A 16,558-nucleotide genomic window follows, 5' to 3' on the forward strand; every position below is an offset into this window, starting at 1 on the left:
TGTCATCCCGTGCGCGCTGCGGCATGCAAATGCCGCTGCGCGGACACGGAACCGTTGTCAGGAAAAGGCGCCTGCTGGTCGCGCGGTCCCGTGTCTGCGCCGCAGCGTTTCACGCTGCAGCGCGCACGGGATGACACACGAAACTACGAAGACACGCGCGAGCGCGCCTACTTCGCCGCCTTGAGCGCCTCTTCGGCCTTCGTCTTGGCCTTGGCGTAGTTGTCGCGGGCGAAGCTTGCCCATTGCGCCTCGACCTCGGCCTGGCGGGCGCCCTTTTCCTTGCCGCCGGTGAAGGCGCCGCGCAGCTCCGCGCTCGCGGCCTGCGCCTCTGTCACCGGCATGGCAGCGAGCAGCACGCGGGCTTCCTCGGCCAGCGCCTTGGCCTTGTCGTTCGGCTTCTTGGCGAGCGCCGCATCGACCTCGTGCAGCACCTTGTTGACGCCCTTCAGCGCGTCGAGCTGGAACGAGATGAGCTGGTCGAACAGCGTGTCGACGACCGCCGTGCGGCCTTCAGATTTGTCGACGTCGAAGCCGATCATCTTCTGGAAGCGCGGATCGGTGAAGGGGTTCGGATAGTCGGCCCCGGCCTTGGCATAGACGGCGGGGTTGACCGGCAGGCGGCGGATGCCGGGCTCCAGCAGCACTTCCTGGCCGGTGGGCGAGAGCAGGAACTCGATGAAGGCTTCGGCGGCGGCCTTGTTCGGCGGGTTGGCGATGATGCCGACATTGGCCGGCACCACAGTCGTCACGCTCGGATAGACGAACTTGACCGGGAAGCCCGAGGCCTGGGCCGAGAAGGCGAAGAAGTCGATGACGACGCCGACGCCGACCTGACCGGAATTGACCTGCTCCGGCACGCCGAAGGAGCGCTCGTTGATCGAGCGGAAATTGCCGGCCATCTCCTTGATGGTGCGCCAGCCCTTGTCCCAACCCTCGCCCTGCAGGATCGTCTCGATCGTCAGATGCGTCGTGCCGGAGCGCGACGGCGCCGCGATCGCGACATGGTCGTAGAAGACCGGCTTGGCGAGGTCCTGCCACTCCTTGGGCTCGGGCAGCTTGTTGGCCTTGGCATAGCGATCGTTCCACATGATGCCGTAGCCGGAGGCCGCGAAGCCGAAATAGAAGCCCGCCGGATCGTTGATCGGATAGGAGCCGATCTTGTCGGGGATGCCGGTCGCCTTGGGCTTGTAGGCGGTGAGCAGCTTCTTGCCCTTCAGCACCTCGAAGGCGTCGGGCGCCGAGGCCCAGAACAGATCGACCTGGTTGTTGGCCTTGGTCTCCTCGACATATTTCACGCCGGCATTGGTGTTGCGGTTCTGCACTTCGAGCGTGAGGCCCGGAACCGCCTTCTCGAACGCCTTCTTGATGGGATCGGTGACGTCCTTGGAAAAGGAGGTCACGACCGTGACCTTGCCAGCCGGCGCCTGCGCCAGCGCGATGGTCATAAACGAGGCGCTGAGCGACAGGCCGAGGCTGGCCGCGAGCGCGGTTCTACGATTGAGCATGGCTTCCTCCCGAAGCGTTTTATCTGGTCGACGTCGAGGTCGATGCCATTGTCTCAGCAACGGTGATGCCAAGTGCCTGCGGCGTTGAATTCATTGGCGAATTCGGGAGGAGGGATCGTCAGATACCCGGTTTCGGGGGCGTGGCGGTAACCTGCCGAAGCCCCCGATGGGTCATCGCGGTAACATCGCCGCTCAATCCGCGAGCGCCGCCGCGCCGCTCAAACCGTAGCGACGCATCTTGAGGTAGAGCGTCTTGCGGGTGATGCCGAGGGCCGCTGCCGTGACGCCGATGCGTCCGTTATGGCGCTTCAGCGCGGCGCCGATTCCGTCCGCCTCGGCGAGAGCGACCAGCTCATCCAGCGTGCGCTCCGCGCCATTGGACGCCGCGGCGCCTGCATCCGCATCCTCGAAATCCTCGTCCATGCCGAGCAGGCTGCGCTCGGCGGCATTGCGCAATTCGCGGACATTGCCCGGCCAGTCCTGCCGCGTGAGCCGTTGCAGCAGGTCGCGTCCGAGCGGCGGGGCCGAGCGGCCGACGCGCGCGGCGGCGAGCGCGAGGAAGTGCTGGAACAGCAGCGGGATATCCTCGCGCCGGTCGCGCAAGGGCGGCAGGCGCAACGTCACGACATTCAGCCGATAAACCAGATCCTCGCGGAAGCCGCCGGTCTTGGCGAGCGCGGCGAGGTCGGTCTTGGTCGCGGCGACGATGCGGATATCGACGGTGATCTCTTTGTTGGAGCCGAGGCGCTCGATCCGCCGCTCCTGCAGGGCGCGCAGCAGCCGCACCTGCGCCGCCATCGGCATCGACTCGATCTCGTCGAGGAAGAGCGTGCCGCCGCTGGCATGCTCGATCTTGCCGATCCGCCGCTCGCGCGCCCCGGTGAATGCACCGGCCTCGTGGCCGAACAATTCGCTCTCGATCATCGTCTCGGGGATCGCCCCGCAATTCACCGCGACGAAGCGCCCGGTGCGGCGATTGCCGAGATCGTGCAGCGCGCGCGCCGCGACCTCCTTGCCGGTCCCGGTCTCGCCGAAGAGCAGCACGTCGGTATCGGCATCGGCCAGCAAGGCGAGCCGGCTGCGCAGGCGCGCAACCGCCGGCGAATGGCCGACGACGCGCGCCGCCCATGGGTCCTCGGGATGGGCGCCGGCCTTGAGCGAACGGTTCTCGATGATCAGCCGGCGGTATTCGCTGGCGCGTCGGATCGTCTCGATCAGGCGGACAGGATCGGCCGGCTTCTCGACGAAATCCCAGGCCCCTTCGCGGATCGCCTTCACCGCCATGGGAACATCGGCATGGCCGGTGATCAGCACGACGGGGATCTCCGCATCGATCGCCGTCACGGCCGCGAGCAGACCGAAACCGTCGCGGCCGGGCATGCGCACGTCGCTGACCAGCACGACAGAAGCATCGTGGCGGAGTTCGGCCAGCGCGGCATCGCCCGAGCGCTTGGCCACGACGGCGAAGCCTTCGAGCTCCAGCGTCAGCCGCCAGGCTTCGAGCACCTCGGCATCGTCATCGACGAGGACGACCTTGGGAGCGCTCATGCGTCGATTTCCAGCGGGGCCATGACGTGGGCTGTCGTCCCTTCGAGGGTGATCAGGAAGCGGGTGCCGGCGGGGCCGGTTTCGGCCACGGCGAGTGTGCCGCCGAGGTCCTTGATGATGTTGTAGGACAGCGAAAGACCGAGGCCGAGCCCCGAGCCGACCGGCTTGGTCGTGAAGAACGGATCGAAGATGCGTTCCAGATGCGCCCGGTCGATGCCGGGACCGTTATCAGCGACCCAGATCTCGACCTTGTGGCCGGCACGGCGCGCGCCGATAGCGATTGCCGCGTCCTGCATGCCGGCGACGGCGTCGAGCGCATTGGCGATCAGATTGACCAGCACCTGCTCCAGCCGGATCTCCTCTGCGTGGACATGGAGGCGCCCGGCCGGCAGCTCCCGCGTGAGCGTGACGCGCTCGGCTTCGAAACGCGGTTCGAACAGGGATAGCGCGGTGTCGATGGTGTCGCCGACCGCAACGGGGTTGAGAACCACGCCGGGTTTGCGCGCGAAGCGCCTGAGATGCGCGATCAGGTCGGCCGCGCGCGTCGTCAGCGCCTGGATGCGGCCGATGGCCTTGCGTGCTTCCTCGGGCCGCCCGCGTTCCAGCAGCAGCGCGCCGTTATGGGCATGGGAGCGGATCGCGGCGAGCGGCTGATTCAGCTCGTGGCTGAGGCCCGCAGCCATCTGCCCGAGCGCAGCGAGCTTCGCCGCCTGGATCAGGTCGTCGCGTGTCTGGCGGAAAACGGCGAGCGCGCGGACGAGATCGCCGAGCTCGTCATTGCCCGCCTTGGGCAGCAGCGCCGAGGACTGGCCGCTGGCGATGCTGGTTGCCGCTTCGGTCAGGACGCGCAGCCGCGCCACGAGATGGCGCCGGACATAGAACCAGCCGATCAGCAGCGCGCCCAGCAGCGAGGCCGCCGCGATGGCGAGCAGCAGGTTGCGGCCGAGCCGGATTGCCTCGGCCGAGCGGTCGGCGGCCTCCTTCGCCACGGCTTCGGTGCGCTGCACCTCCTGCGAGACCAGCGTGCCGAGCTCCGCAACGAGCCGGCGGCTTTCCGAGATCAGGCGCTGCGCATCGGCAAGCGCTGCAAGCTCCGCGCGCTTGAAGCCGGGCAGGCCGGTTGTCGTGTCTGCAAGCCCGACCAGCCGCTGGGTGATCTGCCGGACGGTAATCGTGTCGGGCCAGCCGGCGAGCGCCTTGGCCTCGACCTCGAGCTGGTCGACGGCCTCGCCGATGACATGGCCGGTCTGCTCCATGTCCTCGCGGGTCTGGACCGTACCGAGCCGCCCGAACAGGCCGACGATCAGGTTGGCCTGGGCGTTGAGCGTCATCAGCGCTTCGCTCTTGCGGGTCTCCTCGCGGATCGTGTTCGGTTTGTTCGATGACGTTTCGCCGCTGGTCTGGCCGAGTGCTGTGTCGATGTTGAAGCGGGCATCGTCGGTCAGCGGCTCGATCTCGTCGATGAGGTCGGCCTGCAGCCAGCGCAGTTCTTCGCTGACGCCGCGGATGCGCTCGGCCAGCGTGAAACGGCGCCCCGAAACGTCGTCGATGGCATTGAGGTTGCGACGGATCTCGGCCGCCACGGCTGTCAGCTGCGGCGCGTCGAAACCGCTGCCTGTCCGCTCGGACAGAACCTTGTCCAGTTCGCTCAGACGCTCTCCCACCACGCGCCGGCCGCGTTCATAGCCATCGCGTCGTTCCGCATTGGCGAGCTCCGGCATGCCGGCGATGACGCGGGCGCTCGCTTCCGCCAATCGGGCAGCGGAGGCGAGGCCGGGCAGGTGCTCGCGGGCAATCGCCGCCAACTCCTTGCTCAAGCGCTCATAGGAGATCACGCCGACGATGCCGGCACCGACCGCGAAGAGGCCGACGCCGAGGAAGGCCGCGATCAATCGTCCGCCGATGCCGAAGCGCCGCTTGACGGGAGGAAGCGTCATGGCCGCGCCCCGGTCAGATTGTCCTCGCGCCAGCCCAGCGTAGCGAGCCGCTCGGCCGCTTGCTGCAAGCTGTCGCCGGCTTCCGATGCGCGGGCCGCAATCGCGTTCCGGATATCCGCCTCGATCCGCGCCTGCTCCTCGGGCACAGGCAGACCGCGCGGCACACGGACGAGGTTGCGGAAGCGATCCGTCTTTTCCAGCTCCGCAGCCGAGACCGGTGGTTGCGTCAGCGCGGCGCGTGCCTGTGTCAGCAGCTTGGCTGTCTGCTCGTCGGGGCGCGTGAGCAGCGCCGCCTCCATCGCCTGCAGGCTGCGCCAGAGCCTTGCATGCTCGGTGCGGCGGAAGGTGATCCACTCGTCGAAGATCAGGTTGACCAACTCGTAGCGGCCGGCCGAGAGCCCGGCATCGAAGCCGGTGCGGTTTAAGATGCCTTCGGCTTCCGAGAGATGCGGCGGCGTCTCGCCCGGCCCATAGGCCGAGGGCGAGACGGCGAGGCGCCCGATCCGGGGCTCGCGCAGCATCGCCTGGCCTTCGGGCGAGAGCACGAAATCAATGAAGAGCTCGGCCTCCTTCGGGTTGGGCGAGGTCGCGAGCCTGGCGATACTGGCCGGCGCGAACAGCGTCTCGCCCGGCAGCACGAAGCGATTGCCTTCGCCCTCCGTCGCATTGGCCTCCGTCAGGAAATCGATGGAGATGCCGATGCCGAAACGTCCACGCGCGACGCCGGCATTCACGCCGAAGCTGCGCGCGGTGATGGTCGCGAGATTACCGCCGATCGCCGACCACAGCGCCCAGCCGCGCTCCCAGCCGAGCGATTGCAGGAGCGCCTCGACCATCAGATGGGTGGTACCGGAGCGGGCGGGTGAAGTCAGGCCGATATGCCCGGCATAGACCGGTGCCGCGAGATCGGCCCAGTTGCGCGGCACCGGCAGGCCGCGCGCCGCCAGATAGGTGGGATTGTAGACCAGCCCGTAGCCCGAGACGGCGAAGCCGAGATAGCGTCCACCGGGGTCGTTCACCGGGTAGCCGGCGATGGTCTCGGGCGCGCCGGTCTTGCGCGGCTGTACCGGCGCCAGCAGGTTCGCACGCTTCAGTAATTCGAAGGCATCGGGCGCCGAGGCCCAGAACAGGTCGGCCTCGGGCCGCTTCTGCGCGCGGATGTCGATGACGGCGGCTGTCGTCTTCCGCTGTACGACCTCAACCGCGATGTCGGGATGTTTCTTGCGGAAGGCGCTGCGGAAGGGCTCGAAGAAGGAGGGCGGGAACGAGGTGATGATCTGGACACGCCGACCCTCGGCCATGCCGCTGGCGGGCCAGCCGATAGCCAGCAAGGCGAGGAGGACAAGCCTGATCGTGACGGCGAAGCGGCCCATGAAGCCGTCATATAGCCGGCTTGCGAGCCCGGCTAGGCTGTCGATCTCAGTCGAACTCCTTCTTGAATTTCTCGCTGACGGTCGCGGCTGTGCGGAATCGCGTGATCGCGAAGGGCGTGAGCGGTGTCGGCGTTTCGCCGTCGAGGATCATCTCGCTGAGGCAAAGACCGACGCCGGGGCCGATCTGGAAACCATGGCCGCAGAAGCCGAAGGCGTGGAACAGGCCGGGCGTCGTTCCGCTCGGGCCGATCACCGGGATCATGTCCGGGAGATAGGCCTCGATGCCGGACCAGACGCGGATGACATGGCATTGCGCCAACATCGGCGCGACGCGGGCCAGAGCCCGCATCGCCGCCAGCGTCTTGACGGGGGGCACCGGCGCGCGGTTTGCCTGCGGATCGGCGGCCGTGCGCGGATAGCCGGCGAGGATGATGTTGCCGCGCGGGATCTGGCGGAAGATCACCGAGCCGTCGATCGCCTGCACCGAGGGCTCGATCTGATAGGGGAACGGCTCGGTGACGAATTGCGGTGGCCCGGCCGGGAAGACCGGCGCGGTCTCGCCGAAGCGCTCGGCGATCTCCGGCGCCCAGGCCCCGGCACAGTTGACCAGAGCGCCGCAGCTTATCCGGCTGCCATCGGCCAGCGTCAGCGAAAAGCCGTCGCCCTCGCGGTCAACGGTCGTGACGCGCGAATTCTCCAGGATGGTGGCGCCCTGTCTCGCCGCGGCCCGCGCCACGGCCGGTGTGGCCAGCCTTGGATTGGCGGTGGCGTCGCGGGCCGAGAAGGTCGCTGCCACCGCGCGCTCGCCGAGCCACGGCCAGCGCCGGCGCAGGTCGGCGGGGCCGACCCGCTCGATCGCGAGTCCGTAGGATTCCGAGACCGTGGCGTAGCCTTCGAGTTTCGCGTGTTCCTCCTCGTCATAGGCGAGGTAGAGATGACCGGTCTGCTCGAACTCGCAGTCTTCCCCGATCAGCGCGTCGAAATCCTCCCATAGCGCCTGCGAGCGCAACGACAGCGGATACTGGCCGGGGAAGCGGCCTTGCAGGCGCAGGTTGCCGAAATTGACGCCGCTCGATTGCTCTCCCACGACGCCCTTTTCGATCAGCGTCACGCGCTGGCCACGCCTTGCGAGGAAGAAGGCGGTCCAGACACCGATCAGTCCGCCGCCGACGATCGCGAGATCAGCTGTTTGCGCACTCATGCCGGTTCTTCCGCGGCGGCGAGCGCGATCGGCTTCACCGGAGCCTGACCGCGCAAACGGCCGGCGGCTTCGCCGCCGTGCCCGGTCCCGGCCGCAACGATCTCCTGCAAGGCCGGCCCGCAGACACGGCCCTGGCAACGGCCCATGCCGCAACGGGTCATCGCCTTGACGCGATTGACCTCGACCGGGCCGAGCGCCTTCGCCATCGCGGCGCGCACTTCGCCGATGGTGACGTTCTCGCAGCGGCAGAGCGTGACGGGATCGGGCAGGGCGGCGATCTGCTCCCTCGGCCAGGCGAAGGCCCGCGCCAGCCCGCGTTGGAAATCGCGTAGCCGCGTGACACGCCGCGCCAGCGACCTGATCGCCGCGATATCCTGTGTCCGGCCGAGATCGGAGAGGACGGCATGGGCGGCGAGAGCCCCGCTTGCCTCGGCCGCATCAACACCGCCGATCCGCACACCGTCCCCGGCGAGATAGAGCCCCGGCCGCGCCCGGCCGAAACCGTCGATCTTCGGCAGGAACAACCGGAAATCCGGATCGTAGGCGAATTCCGCCCCGGCGATATCGGCAAGCTGCGTCTCGGGTTTCAGGCCATAGCCGAGCGCAATCGCATCGCAGGCGAAGCGCCGTTCGCGTCCGCTGCCATCGCTCAGGACGAGCGCCTCAACGCGACCATCCCCCTCGACGGCGACCGGCGTCACGCCGTGCAGCATCGGAATACCGCCGCGCAAAGCCTCAGCCATGTACCAGAGCCCGCGTAGCAAGGTGCGCGGCGCGCCGAGCAGAGCGGGCATTGCGGCGAGCTTGGCGGAGAATGGCGTCGTATCGGCGATCACCGCGATCTCGGCGCCCATCGCGCGATACTGCTTCGCCGCCAGCGTCAGCAGGGGCGAGGAGCCGAGGAAGGCGACGCGGCTGCCGATCAGGCAGCCCTGGTCCTTGAGCGCGACCTGCGCCCCGCCGAGCGTGAAGACGCCGGGCATCGCCCAGCCCGGCAAGGGCGCGATCCGGTCCATCGCACCGCTGGCAATCAGCAGCTTGTCCCAATCGAGCGTCTCGGCTCGGCCATCGCGCAGCAGGTGCAGGCGTTGGCCATCGATCGCCCAGACCAGTGTCTGGGGCCGATAGTCGATCTGGGAACGCAAGACGGCGAACCGAGCGTGCAGGGCCGCGTAGCGGGCGGCCTCCGAGCCCATCAACTTGGTCATGTCGAGGGTGAGGTCGTCCGCCGGGCGGCGATAGCCCTGCCCGCCGGCGCGCATGCCTTCATCGATCAGGATCGGCTTCAGCCCGTTCGCGACGAGCAATTCGGCGGCGCTGATCCCGGCTGGCCCGGCTCCGATGATGACGATCTCAGTCATGGGCGCCGGCCATGCCCCGCGGCTCGGCGAAGAGCTCCATGCCTTCGTTGACGGGCGTGGTGCAGGCTCTGATCCGGCCGCCAGTCGCGCTCCAGACCCAGCAATCCTGGCAGGCGCCCATCAGGCAGAAACCGGCGCGCGGCTCTCCACCGAATTCAAGTCGGCGGGCGAGGGCGCCGTTCTCCAGCAGAGCGGCAAGGACGCTGTCGCCCGCGGTCGCGCGGATCGACACGCCGTCGAAGCTGAGGGTGACCGGCGGGCCTCTACGGCGAGCCACACGGCGGAACTGCGCCTGCGAGCGTTCCATTCTGCCTCGAATTTATTTCAATGCGATATAAGTATGCGGATTTTGATAAGCCGAAAAGCCGCCTGTCAAGGCCACCCGCCTCGCTTTTCTCAGACGCGCGAGATGGCGTGGGCGGCAGCGATCACCAGCGAGGAGAAGCGCGAGACGACCTCCTCATGGCTGTAGCGCGAGGTCGAGGTTGCGATGTTGACGGCTGCCTCCGGCCGGCCCTGGTGGTCGACGACGGGCGCGGCGATCGAGGCGTCGCCGATATAGACCTCTTCGAAAGCGGTCGCGTAGCCCTGGGCCGCCGACTGGCGCAGCTTCTCGCGCAACGCCTCGCGCTGCCAGGTTGTCGAGGGCGTATGCGCCCGCCGGTCGGAGGCGTCGATGATCGCCATGGCCTCGTCCTCCGGCAGGCGCGACAGCATGGCGATGCCCGGCGCAGTGGCATAGGCCGGCATCCGCGTGCCGATGATGACGTCCGTATTGAGGACGTGCCGGCTGAGGAAGCGCGACACGAAGATGATCTCGGTCTCCTCCCTGACGGTCAGGTTCACCGTTTCCTCGGTCTGCTTGCTGAGATGCATGAGATAGGGCATCGCCCGGTCGAGCAGCCGGCTGCTGCGGACGAAGTGGTAGCCGAGATCGAGCGTCTTCGCCGTCAGCTCGAAGCGCTTGGTCTGCGTGTCCTTGCGGAGATAACCGAGCTTGGCGAGCGTATGGGTGAAGCGCTGGGCGGCGCTGACATCCATCCCCGTCTCCGAGGCGACCTGCGACAGGTTCAGCGTCTGGTGCTGGCGGCCGAAGGCCGAGAGCACCCGGAACGCCTTCTCCACCGAATTGACCATCAGGGCGTCGTCCTTGCGGCCGGCCTGTTCGGCTGAAGCGGACGTACGCTTGCGGCCGTTCTGTGTCTCTTCGGGCATCGTCATCGCAGCTGGTCTCCTCGGCGCGATCAATGGCTGCGGCGGGCGGCCTTGACAAGGTGAGCCGTCTCCGTATTATTTGCAATAGAAATTATCGCATTGTAATAAATACCCATCGGAGGGCGCTATGAAGGACTCTGTTCTGGCTGAAGTGCGTGGCGCGGTCGGCATCATCACGCTCAACCGCCCCGAGATCCTGAACGCCTGGAACGCGCCGATGCGCGAGCGGCTGGTGGCCTGTTTCGACGAGATGGAGGCCAACGATGCCGTCCGCGCCATCATCCTGACAGGCGCCGGCGAGCGTGCCTTCGGCGCCGGCCAGGATCTCAACGAGACCAAGACCTTCGATCCCGACCGCGCGGAATTGTGGATGGGCGAGTGGGAACGCCTCTATGACCGCATGCGCTCGCTCTCGAAGCCGCTGATCGCGGCGTTGAACGGTGTCGCGGCGGGCTCGGCCTTCCAGGTCGCGCTGCTTTGCGACCTGCGCGTCGGCCATGCCGGCGTCACCATGGGCCAGCCCGAGATCAATTCCGGCATCGCCTCGGTCACCGGCCCCTGGATCATGAAGGAGATGATCGGGATTGCTCGCACCATCGACCTGACCCTGACCGGCCGGATGATGGATGCCGACGAGTGCTTCCGCATCGGCCTGATCAACCGGATCGTGCCGAAAGAGCAGGTGATGCCGGCCTCGCTCGCTCTGGCCGAGGAGCTTGCCGGCAAGCCGCCGGTTGCCATGCGCCTCAACAAGGCCCGCTTCCGCGAGGTCACCGAGGAGAGCTTCCGCGAATGCCTTGCTGCCGGCATCCGCAACCAGCGCGCCGCCTACGCCACCGGCGAGCCGGCGCGGATGATGGAGGCCTTCCTCGCCAAGCGCGCGGCGCGAAAGACGGCCTGACCACAGATTCGATCACCCACGGGGAAACGCGGAAAACCGCTTGAAAGGGGAGAAGACGATGACGAGCCTGACCACGAAGCCGACCCGGCGCACTCTGCTGCAACTCGCGGGCGGCGTCGCTGCCGGCGCGGTTGCCGCGCCTTATCTGACGGGCACGGCGCGCGCCGCCACCCAGATCACGGTCGCCGACCCCGGCGGCCCGTTCGGCCCGGCCTTCCGCAAGGCTTTCTACGATCCCTTCGAGAAGGTGACCGGCAACAAGGTCGTCAATGTCGCCCGCGAGGCCGAGCCCACCGCCCAGTTCAAGGCGATGGTCGAGACCAAGTCCTATACCTGGGACGTCTGCACGCTGACGCTCTCGGCTCGCGACATCCTGAAAGGTCAGGGCCTGCTCGACCCGATCGGTTTCGCCCATGCCGACGTACCGAAGCTGATGCCGCAGGCGATCTCGCCCGAATTCATGGGCACGGACGTCTACTCGACCGTCTTCGCCTATCGCACCGACAAGGTGAAGAACGCGCCGGCGAGCTGGGCCGATTTCTTCAACGTGGAGAAGTTCCCCGGCCGCCGCGCGCTGCGCAAGAACCCGATCGACACGATCGAGCAGGCGCTGCTCGCCGACGGCGTGCCGCTCGACAAGCTCTATCCGCTGGATATCGACCGGGCCTTCAAGGTACTCGACAAGATCAAGCCGCATGTCGCGGTCTGGTGGACCGGCGGCGCCCAGTCGACCCAGCTCCTGCAGAGCGGCGAGGTCGACATGCTGCCGGGCTGGAACGCCCGCCTGCAGGCGGCGATCGACGGCGGCACGCCCGCCAAGATCGTCTGGAACCAGGGGCTGTACTCGATCGAGGGCTGGGGTCTGCCCAAGGGCGGCCCGAAGGCGGATGTCGCGCGCCAGTTCGTTCGCTTCTGCTCCGATCCGAAGGCGCAGGCCGTCTTCACCGAGGCGCTGGCCTATGGCCCGACCAATCTCGACGCCTATCAGACGATTTCCCCCGAGCGTGCCAAGGTGCTGCCGACCTCGCCGGAGAACCTGAAGCAGATGGCGATCGCCAACGAGGATTGGTGGAGCGCCAACCGCTCGAAGGTCACCGAGCGCTTCAACGCCTGGCTCTTGACCTGACGGCGATGGGGACGGGTGCCGGAATGACCGCGATCCAGCCGAAATCAGCCAAGCTCGTCGTTGAAGGCCTGTGTAAGCGCTATGGCGCGACCACGGCTCTCGAGCCGAGCTCGCTCAGCGTCGCCGAGGGCGAGTTCCTCACCTTGCTGGGGCCTTCGGGCTCCGGCAAGACGACGCTGCTCCAGCTTATCTGCGGTCTGGTCGAGGCCAGCGAGGGCAGGGTGGTGATCGACGGGCGCGATCAGTCGAACATGCCGGTCCACCAGCGCGATATCGGCCTCGTCTTCCAGCATTACGCACTCTTCCCGCACCTGACCGTGGCGGAGAACATCGCCTTCCCGCTCAAGATGCGCGGACGCCCCTCGGCCGAGATCGCCGGCCGGGTCGCGTCCACGCTCGACATGGTCCATCTCGGCCATCTCGCCGGGCGCTTTCCGCGGGAACTGTCCGGCGGCCAGCAGCAGCGCGTCGCGCTGGCGCGCTGCTTCGTCTACCAGCCCTCTATCATCCTGATGGACGAGCCGCTCGGCGCCCTCGACAAGAAGCTGCGCGAGCACATGCAGATCGAGATCAAGCGTCTGCACCGCGAAAGCGGCGCCACCATCGTCTATGTGACGCATGATCAGGAGGAGGCGCTCGCGATGTCCGACCGCATCTGCCTGATGAACCACGCCAGGATCGAGCAGCTCGGCACGCCGCGCGAGATCTACGAGCGTCCGCGCACCGCCTTTGCCGCCGATTTCATCGGCATCTCCAACATCTTCCGCGGCCAATGGGACGGTAACGGCGCGCTCGACACGCCCCATGGCCGCTTCGCCCTGCCGAGCGGCGCCAATTGTCAGAGCAAGGACGCGGCCCTCGTCATCCGGCCGGAGAACCTCCATCTCGGCGAGCGGGACGGCAATGCCGTCCGCGGCCGCGTCAGCGAGATCGTCTATGCCGGCTCCGAGACCCGCGTGATCGCCGCGCTGGGCGACGGCAGCCCGCTCGTGCTGCGGCTGGGGCCCGACGATCCCGTGCCCGCCATCGATCAGGCCATCGTCGCCGGCTGGGCCCGCGACAAGGCGGTGCTGGTCGCATGAGCGCGGTCGCGGCAGGCACGGCTCCGGCGCGCCGGAGCAAACTGAAGTTCGGCCCGCTCTGGCTGGCGGTGCCCGGCCTCGCGTTCCTCGCGGTCTTCTTCGCCTGGCCGGTGGCGCAATTGCTCGGCCTCAGCCTCGTCGATCCCGAGACAGGCGGCTTCTCGGGCAGCGCCTATCAGCGCATCGCCGCGACCGATGTCTATCTGCGCGTGCTCGGCATCACCTTCCGCATTGCCGGCTGGACGGCCTTCTGGTCGCTGCTGATCGGCTACCCGCTCGCCTATTGGTTGGCGCGCCTGCCCGATATGTTCCGCGGCCGCATGCTGCTCTTCGTCATGGTGCCGTTCTGGACGAGCTATCTCGTCAAGACCTTCGCCTGGATGATCGTGCTCGGCCGCAGTGGCATCATCAATTCGCTGGCGACGGGCTCCGGCCTCGTCGACCAGCCCCTGCCGCTGCTGCACAACATGTTCGGCGTCATGGTCGGCATGGTCCATGCCATGGTGCCGCTTGCTGTGATGACCATGCTGCCGGTGATGACCGGCATCGACCGCCGCCTCGTCCAGGCCGCGCAGACGCTCGGCGCCGCGCCGGCTCGGGCCTTCTGGCTGGTCTATTTCAAGCTCTCGCTGCCGGGCGTCGCGGCGGCTGGCTTGCTCGTCTTCATCTCCTCGCTCGGCTTCTTCATCGTGCCGGCCTTCCTCGGCGGGCGGCAGGAGACGATGCTGGCCCAGCTCATCATCACCCAGGTGCAGGAGCTGCTGAACTGGTCCTTCGCCGGGGCGCTCGCGGCGATGATGCTGGCGGCGGCGCTGGTCTCCTGCTGGATCTACGACCGGCTGTTCGGGATATCGACCATTGCCGGCGGTTCGGCGCAGGTCGGGGGCGGGCGCATCCGCGATCTCGGCCTCGCCATCCTCGGCCTCGTCGGCGACATCGCCGGGCGCGCCGCGGCCGTTGCTCAGCGCCTACTCGGCAAGCGTATCTGCGCTGCGCTGCTGCCGGGCTTCTGCTGGCTCGTCATCGGCTTCCTGGTGCTGCCGACGCTGCTGGTGATCCCGATCGCCTTCACCTCCTCGCAATTCCTCGAATTCCCGCCGCCGGGCTACGGGCTCAATTGGTTCCGCACCTATTTCGAATCGCCGCTCTGGCTGCAGGCGACCTTGCGCTCCTTCATGGTCGCCTTCGCCACGGCGCTGGCGGCAACCGCGATCGGTGGCTTCGCGGCGTTGGCGCTGGCCCATAGCCGCACGCGCTGGGGCGGGCTGATCTTCGCCTTCTTCCTCGCGCCGATGATCGTGCCGCGCATCGTCATCGCGGTCGGGCTGTTCTATCTCTTCGCCCGCATTGGCCTCGTCGCCACCGATCTCGGCCTGATCATCGGCCATACCGTGCTGGCGATCCCGTTCACGCTGGTCACCATCGCCGCCGTGCTCAAGACCTATGACCAGCGGCTCGACCAGGCGGCGGCGACGCTCGGCGCCAACCGCGTCCGTACCCTCACCGGCGTGACCATCCCGCTGGTCAAGGGCGGCCTCGTCGCGGCCTTCCTCTTCGCCTTCATCACCTCCTTCGACGAATTGACCATCGCGATCTTCGTCTCGGGCGGCGTCAAGACGACCCTGCCGAAGCAGATGTGGGACGACATGATCCTGCAGCTCAATCCGACGCTGGCTGCGGTCTCAGTCGTCATCTTCGTGGTGGTGACGGTGATGCTGCTGCTGGCCGAACGCTTCCGCTCCTCCTCTTCTTCCTGATCCTGACGACCGAAGCGCAACCATGACCTCTCCAGACAAAGACGGCTTCGTTGGCCTTCTGACCGCGCGCGCCGCCGCCGAGCCAGATCGCGTCTATGCCCGCTTCGCCGGCGAGCCGCTGAGCTATGGCGAACTCGAACAGCGCTCGGGCGCCTTCGCGGTGTATCTGCGGGCGCGCGGCATCGTCGCGGGCGACCGCGTCGCAGTGATGATGCGCAATTCGATCGCCACCATCGCCGTGGTCTTCGGGCTGGCGCGGGCCGGCGTCGCCTGGGTCCCGGTCAATGCCCAGCAGCGCGGCGAGGGGCTGAACTATCTCCTCACTCATTCCGGCCCGCGCCTCGTCGTTGCCGATGTCGATCTCGCGCCCCAGATCGCCGAGGCGATGGGGCCGGATTCGACCCTGCCGGTGCTGCTGCACGCGCCGGGCGGCGACCTCGATGCGGTGCTCGCCGGAACCGCCCGCTTCGACGAGCCGGTCCCGGCTGCGGATGCCGTCTTCGCGATCATGTACACCTCCGGCACGACCGGGCGGCCGAAGGGCGTCATCGTCTCGCATCGCATGCTGAGGCTGGCGGCCGAGAGCGTGCTCTATCTGTCGGATGCCAGGCCGGGCGAGGTCTTCTTCGTCTGGGAGCCGCTCTATCATATCGGCGGGGCCCAGCTCCTGCCGCTGCCGATGATCCGCGACGTGACGCTGGCCATGGTCGAGCGCTTCAGCGCCAGCCGTTTCTGGGCACAGGTCCGCGAGGAAGGCGCGACCCATATCCATTATCTCGGTGGCATCCTGCAGATCCTGCTGAAGCAGCCGCCCTCAGCTCTCGATCGCGAGCACGGCGTGCGCATCGCCTGGGGCGGCGGCTGCCCGGCCGATATCTGGCCGCAGTTCCGGGATCGCTTCGGCGTCGAGATCCGCGAATGCTACGGCATGACCGAAGCCTCCAGCTTGACCACCTGCAACACCAGCGGCGTGGTCGGCTCGGTCGGGCGGCCGATGCCCTGGTTCACCGTCAGGCTGCTCGACGGCGAGGGCAAGCCGGTCGCCGCCGGCGAGCGAGGCGAGATCGTGGTCGAGACCCGCATCCCCGGCGCGATCTTCCCCGGCTATCTCGACAATCCCGAGGCGACGGCGAAGGCCCTGCGCAACGGCGCTCTTCATACCGGCGATCTCGGCTCCTTCGATGTCGACGGCAACCTCTATTTCCACGGCCGCATGACCGACAGCGTGCGCTGCCGGGGCGAGAACGTCTCGGCCTGGGAGGTCGAGCATGTCGCCGCCGAGCATGACGCGGTCGAGGATTGCGCGATGATCGGCGTCGCCGCCGATATCGGCGAGCAGGACATCAAGCTTTTCGTCAAGCCGCGCCACGGCGCGATCATCGATCCGCAGGCGCTGTCCGGCTGGCTCGGTCAGCGCCTCGCGCCCTACCAGAACCCGCGCTACATCGCCCTCGTCGACGAGTTCGAGCGGACGGCGAGCCAACGCATCATGAAGCACAAGCTCTCGCCCCGGCTCGACGATTGCTGGGACAGGGCCGCGACGGGGCGCTGA

The 16,558-nt window shown here is 67.6% G+C and carries 13 protein-coding genes; 5 read left to right on the forward strand and 8 right to left on the reverse strand.

Going from position 1 to position 16,558, the window contains the following annotated elements; all coding sequences use genetic code 11:
* Window positions 1-167: 167 nt before the first annotated feature.
* The 8 genes from NUV79_RS04490 to NUV79_RS04525 form a co-directional block, all read right to left on the reverse strand.
* Window positions 168-1,505: an ABC transporter substrate-binding protein gene (locus NUV79_RS04490; protein ID WP_257731877.1), complete on the reverse strand. Its 1,338-nt coding sequence runs from the start codon at window positions 1,503-1,505 to the stop codon at window positions 168-170.
* Between the two features lie 192 nt (window positions 1,506-1,697).
* Window positions 1,698-3,053 (reverse strand): sigma-54-dependent transcriptional regulator, encoded by a 1,356-nt coding sequence (locus NUV79_RS04495; RefSeq protein WP_257731878.1) that lies wholly within the window; start codon window positions 3,051-3,053, stop codon window positions 1,698-1,700.
* Window positions 3,050-4,990, reverse strand: a complete 1,941-nt coding sequence (locus NUV79_RS04500) for an ATP-binding protein (protein WP_257731879.1) — start codon at window positions 4,988-4,990, stop codon at window positions 3,050-3,052. The genes NUV79_RS04495 and NUV79_RS04500 overlap by 4 nt, the downstream gene beginning before the upstream one ends.
* Window positions 4,987-6,363 carry an ABC transporter substrate-binding protein gene (locus tag NUV79_RS04505; RefSeq protein WP_257731880.1) on the reverse strand — a complete coding sequence of 459 codons (1,377 nt, stop codon included), beginning with the start codon at window positions 6,361-6,363 and terminating at the stop codon, window positions 4,987-4,989. The genes NUV79_RS04500 and NUV79_RS04505 overlap by 4 nt, the downstream gene beginning before the upstream one ends.
* A 46-nt stretch (window positions 6,364-6,409) precedes the next feature.
* Window positions 6,410-7,564 (reverse strand): NAD(P)/FAD-dependent oxidoreductase, encoded by a 1,155-nt coding sequence (locus NUV79_RS04510; protein ID WP_257731881.1) that lies wholly within the window; start codon window positions 7,562-7,564, stop codon window positions 6,410-6,412.
* Window positions 7,561-8,925, reverse strand: coding sequence for an FAD/NAD(P)-dependent oxidoreductase (locus NUV79_RS04515; RefSeq protein WP_257731882.1), 1,365 nt, complete (start codon window positions 8,923-8,925; stop codon window positions 7,561-7,563). The genes NUV79_RS04510 and NUV79_RS04515 overlap by 4 nt, the downstream gene beginning before the upstream one ends.
* A complete protein-coding gene (locus tag NUV79_RS04520; RefSeq protein WP_257731883.1) occupies window positions 8,918-9,232 on the reverse strand; it encodes a (2Fe-2S)-binding protein in 315 nt (104 codons plus the stop codon). Before NUV79_RS04520 ends, NUV79_RS04515 begins: the two co-directional genes overlap by 8 nt.
* Window positions 9,233-9,321: 89 nt before the next feature.
* Window positions 9,322-10,146, reverse strand: a complete 825-nt coding sequence (locus tag NUV79_RS04525; RefSeq protein ID WP_257731884.1) for an IclR family transcriptional regulator — start codon at window positions 10,144-10,146, stop codon at window positions 9,322-9,324.
* A gap of 121 nt (window positions 10,147-10,267) precedes the next feature.
* Between NUV79_RS04525 and NUV79_RS04530 the strand changes: the two genes are divergently transcribed.
* From NUV79_RS04530 to NUV79_RS04550, 5 genes are read left to right on the forward strand one after another with little or no spacing between them, the layout of a single operon-like run.
* A complete protein-coding gene (locus tag NUV79_RS04530) occupies window positions 10,268-11,041 on the forward strand; it encodes an enoyl-CoA hydratase/isomerase family protein (RefSeq protein WP_257731885.1) in 774 nt (257 codons plus the stop codon).
* A 58-nt stretch (window positions 11,042-11,099) separates the two neighbouring features.
* On the forward strand, window positions 11,100-12,167 hold the full coding sequence (locus NUV79_RS04535) for an ABC transporter substrate-binding protein (RefSeq protein ID WP_257731886.1): 1,068 nt from the start codon (window positions 11,100-11,102) through the stop codon (window positions 12,165-12,167).
* A gap of 23 nt (window positions 12,168-12,190) precedes the next feature.
* On the forward strand, window positions 12,191-13,249 hold the full coding sequence (locus NUV79_RS04540; RefSeq protein WP_257731887.1) for an ABC transporter ATP-binding protein: 1,059 nt from the start codon (window positions 12,191-12,193) through the stop codon (window positions 13,247-13,249).
* The gene (locus NUV79_RS04545; RefSeq protein WP_257731888.1) at window positions 13,246-15,006 is read left to right on the forward strand and encodes an ABC transporter permease subunit; all 1,761 of its coding nucleotides are present in this window, start codon (window positions 13,246-13,248) and stop codon (window positions 15,004-15,006) included. The genes NUV79_RS04540 and NUV79_RS04545 overlap by 4 nt, the downstream gene beginning before the upstream one ends.
* Before the next feature lie 22 nt (window positions 15,007-15,028).
* A complete protein-coding gene (locus tag NUV79_RS04550; RefSeq protein ID WP_257731889.1) occupies window positions 15,029-16,558 on the forward strand; it encodes a class I adenylate-forming enzyme family protein in 1,530 nt (509 codons plus the stop codon).

Source organism: Allobosea sp. 47.2.35, from assembly GCF_024655635.1.
Lineage (GTDB): Bacteria > Pseudomonadota > Alphaproteobacteria > Rhizobiales > Beijerinckiaceae > Allobosea.

Bases quoted from the DNA above. Each gene is read 5' to 3' on its own strand.
- NUV79_RS04490 (WP_257731877.1), bottom strand. From the start codon at position 1,505: ATGCTCAATCGTAGAACCGCGCTCGCGGCCAGCCTCGGCCTGTCGCTC.
- NUV79_RS04495 (WP_257731878.1), bottom strand. From the start codon at position 3,053: ATGAGCGCTCCCAAGGTCGTCCTCGTCGATGACGATGCCGAGGTGCTC.
- NUV79_RS04500 (WP_257731879.1), bottom strand. From the start codon at position 4,990: ATGACGCTTCCTCCCGTCAAGCGGCGCTTCGGCATCGGCGGACGATTG.
- NUV79_RS04505 (WP_257731880.1), bottom strand. From the start codon at position 6,363: ATGGGCCGCTTCGCCGTCACGATCAGGCTTGTCCTCCTCGCCTTGCTG.
- NUV79_RS04510 (WP_257731881.1), bottom strand. From the start codon at position 7,564: ATGAGTGCGCAAACAGCTGATCTCGCGATCGTCGGCGGCGGACTGATC.
- NUV79_RS04515 (WP_257731882.1), bottom strand. From the start codon at position 8,925: ATGACTGAGATCGTCATCATCGGAGCCGGGCCAGCCGGGATCAGCGCC.
- NUV79_RS04520 (WP_257731883.1), bottom strand. From the start codon at position 9,232: ATGGAACGCTCGCAGGCGCAGTTCCGCCGTGTGGCTCGCCGTAGAGGC.
- NUV79_RS04525 (WP_257731884.1), bottom strand. From the start codon at position 10,146: ATGACGATGCCCGAAGAGACACAGAACGGCCGCAAGCGTACGTCCGCT.
- NUV79_RS04530 (WP_257731885.1), top strand. From the start codon at position 10,268: ATGAAGGACTCTGTTCTGGCTGAAGTGCGTGGCGCGGTCGGCATCATC.
- NUV79_RS04535 (WP_257731886.1), top strand. From the start codon at position 11,100: ATGACGAGCCTGACCACGAAGCCGACCCGGCGCACTCTGCTGCAACTC.
- NUV79_RS04540 (WP_257731887.1), top strand. From the start codon at position 12,191: ATGACCGCGATCCAGCCGAAATCAGCCAAGCTCGTCGTTGAAGGCCTG.
- NUV79_RS04545 (WP_257731888.1), top strand. From the start codon at position 13,246: ATGAGCGCGGTCGCGGCAGGCACGGCTCCGGCGCGCCGGAGCAAACTG.
- NUV79_RS04550 (WP_257731889.1), top strand. From the start codon at position 15,029: ATGACCTCTCCAGACAAAGACGGCTTCGTTGGCCTTCTGACCGCGCGC.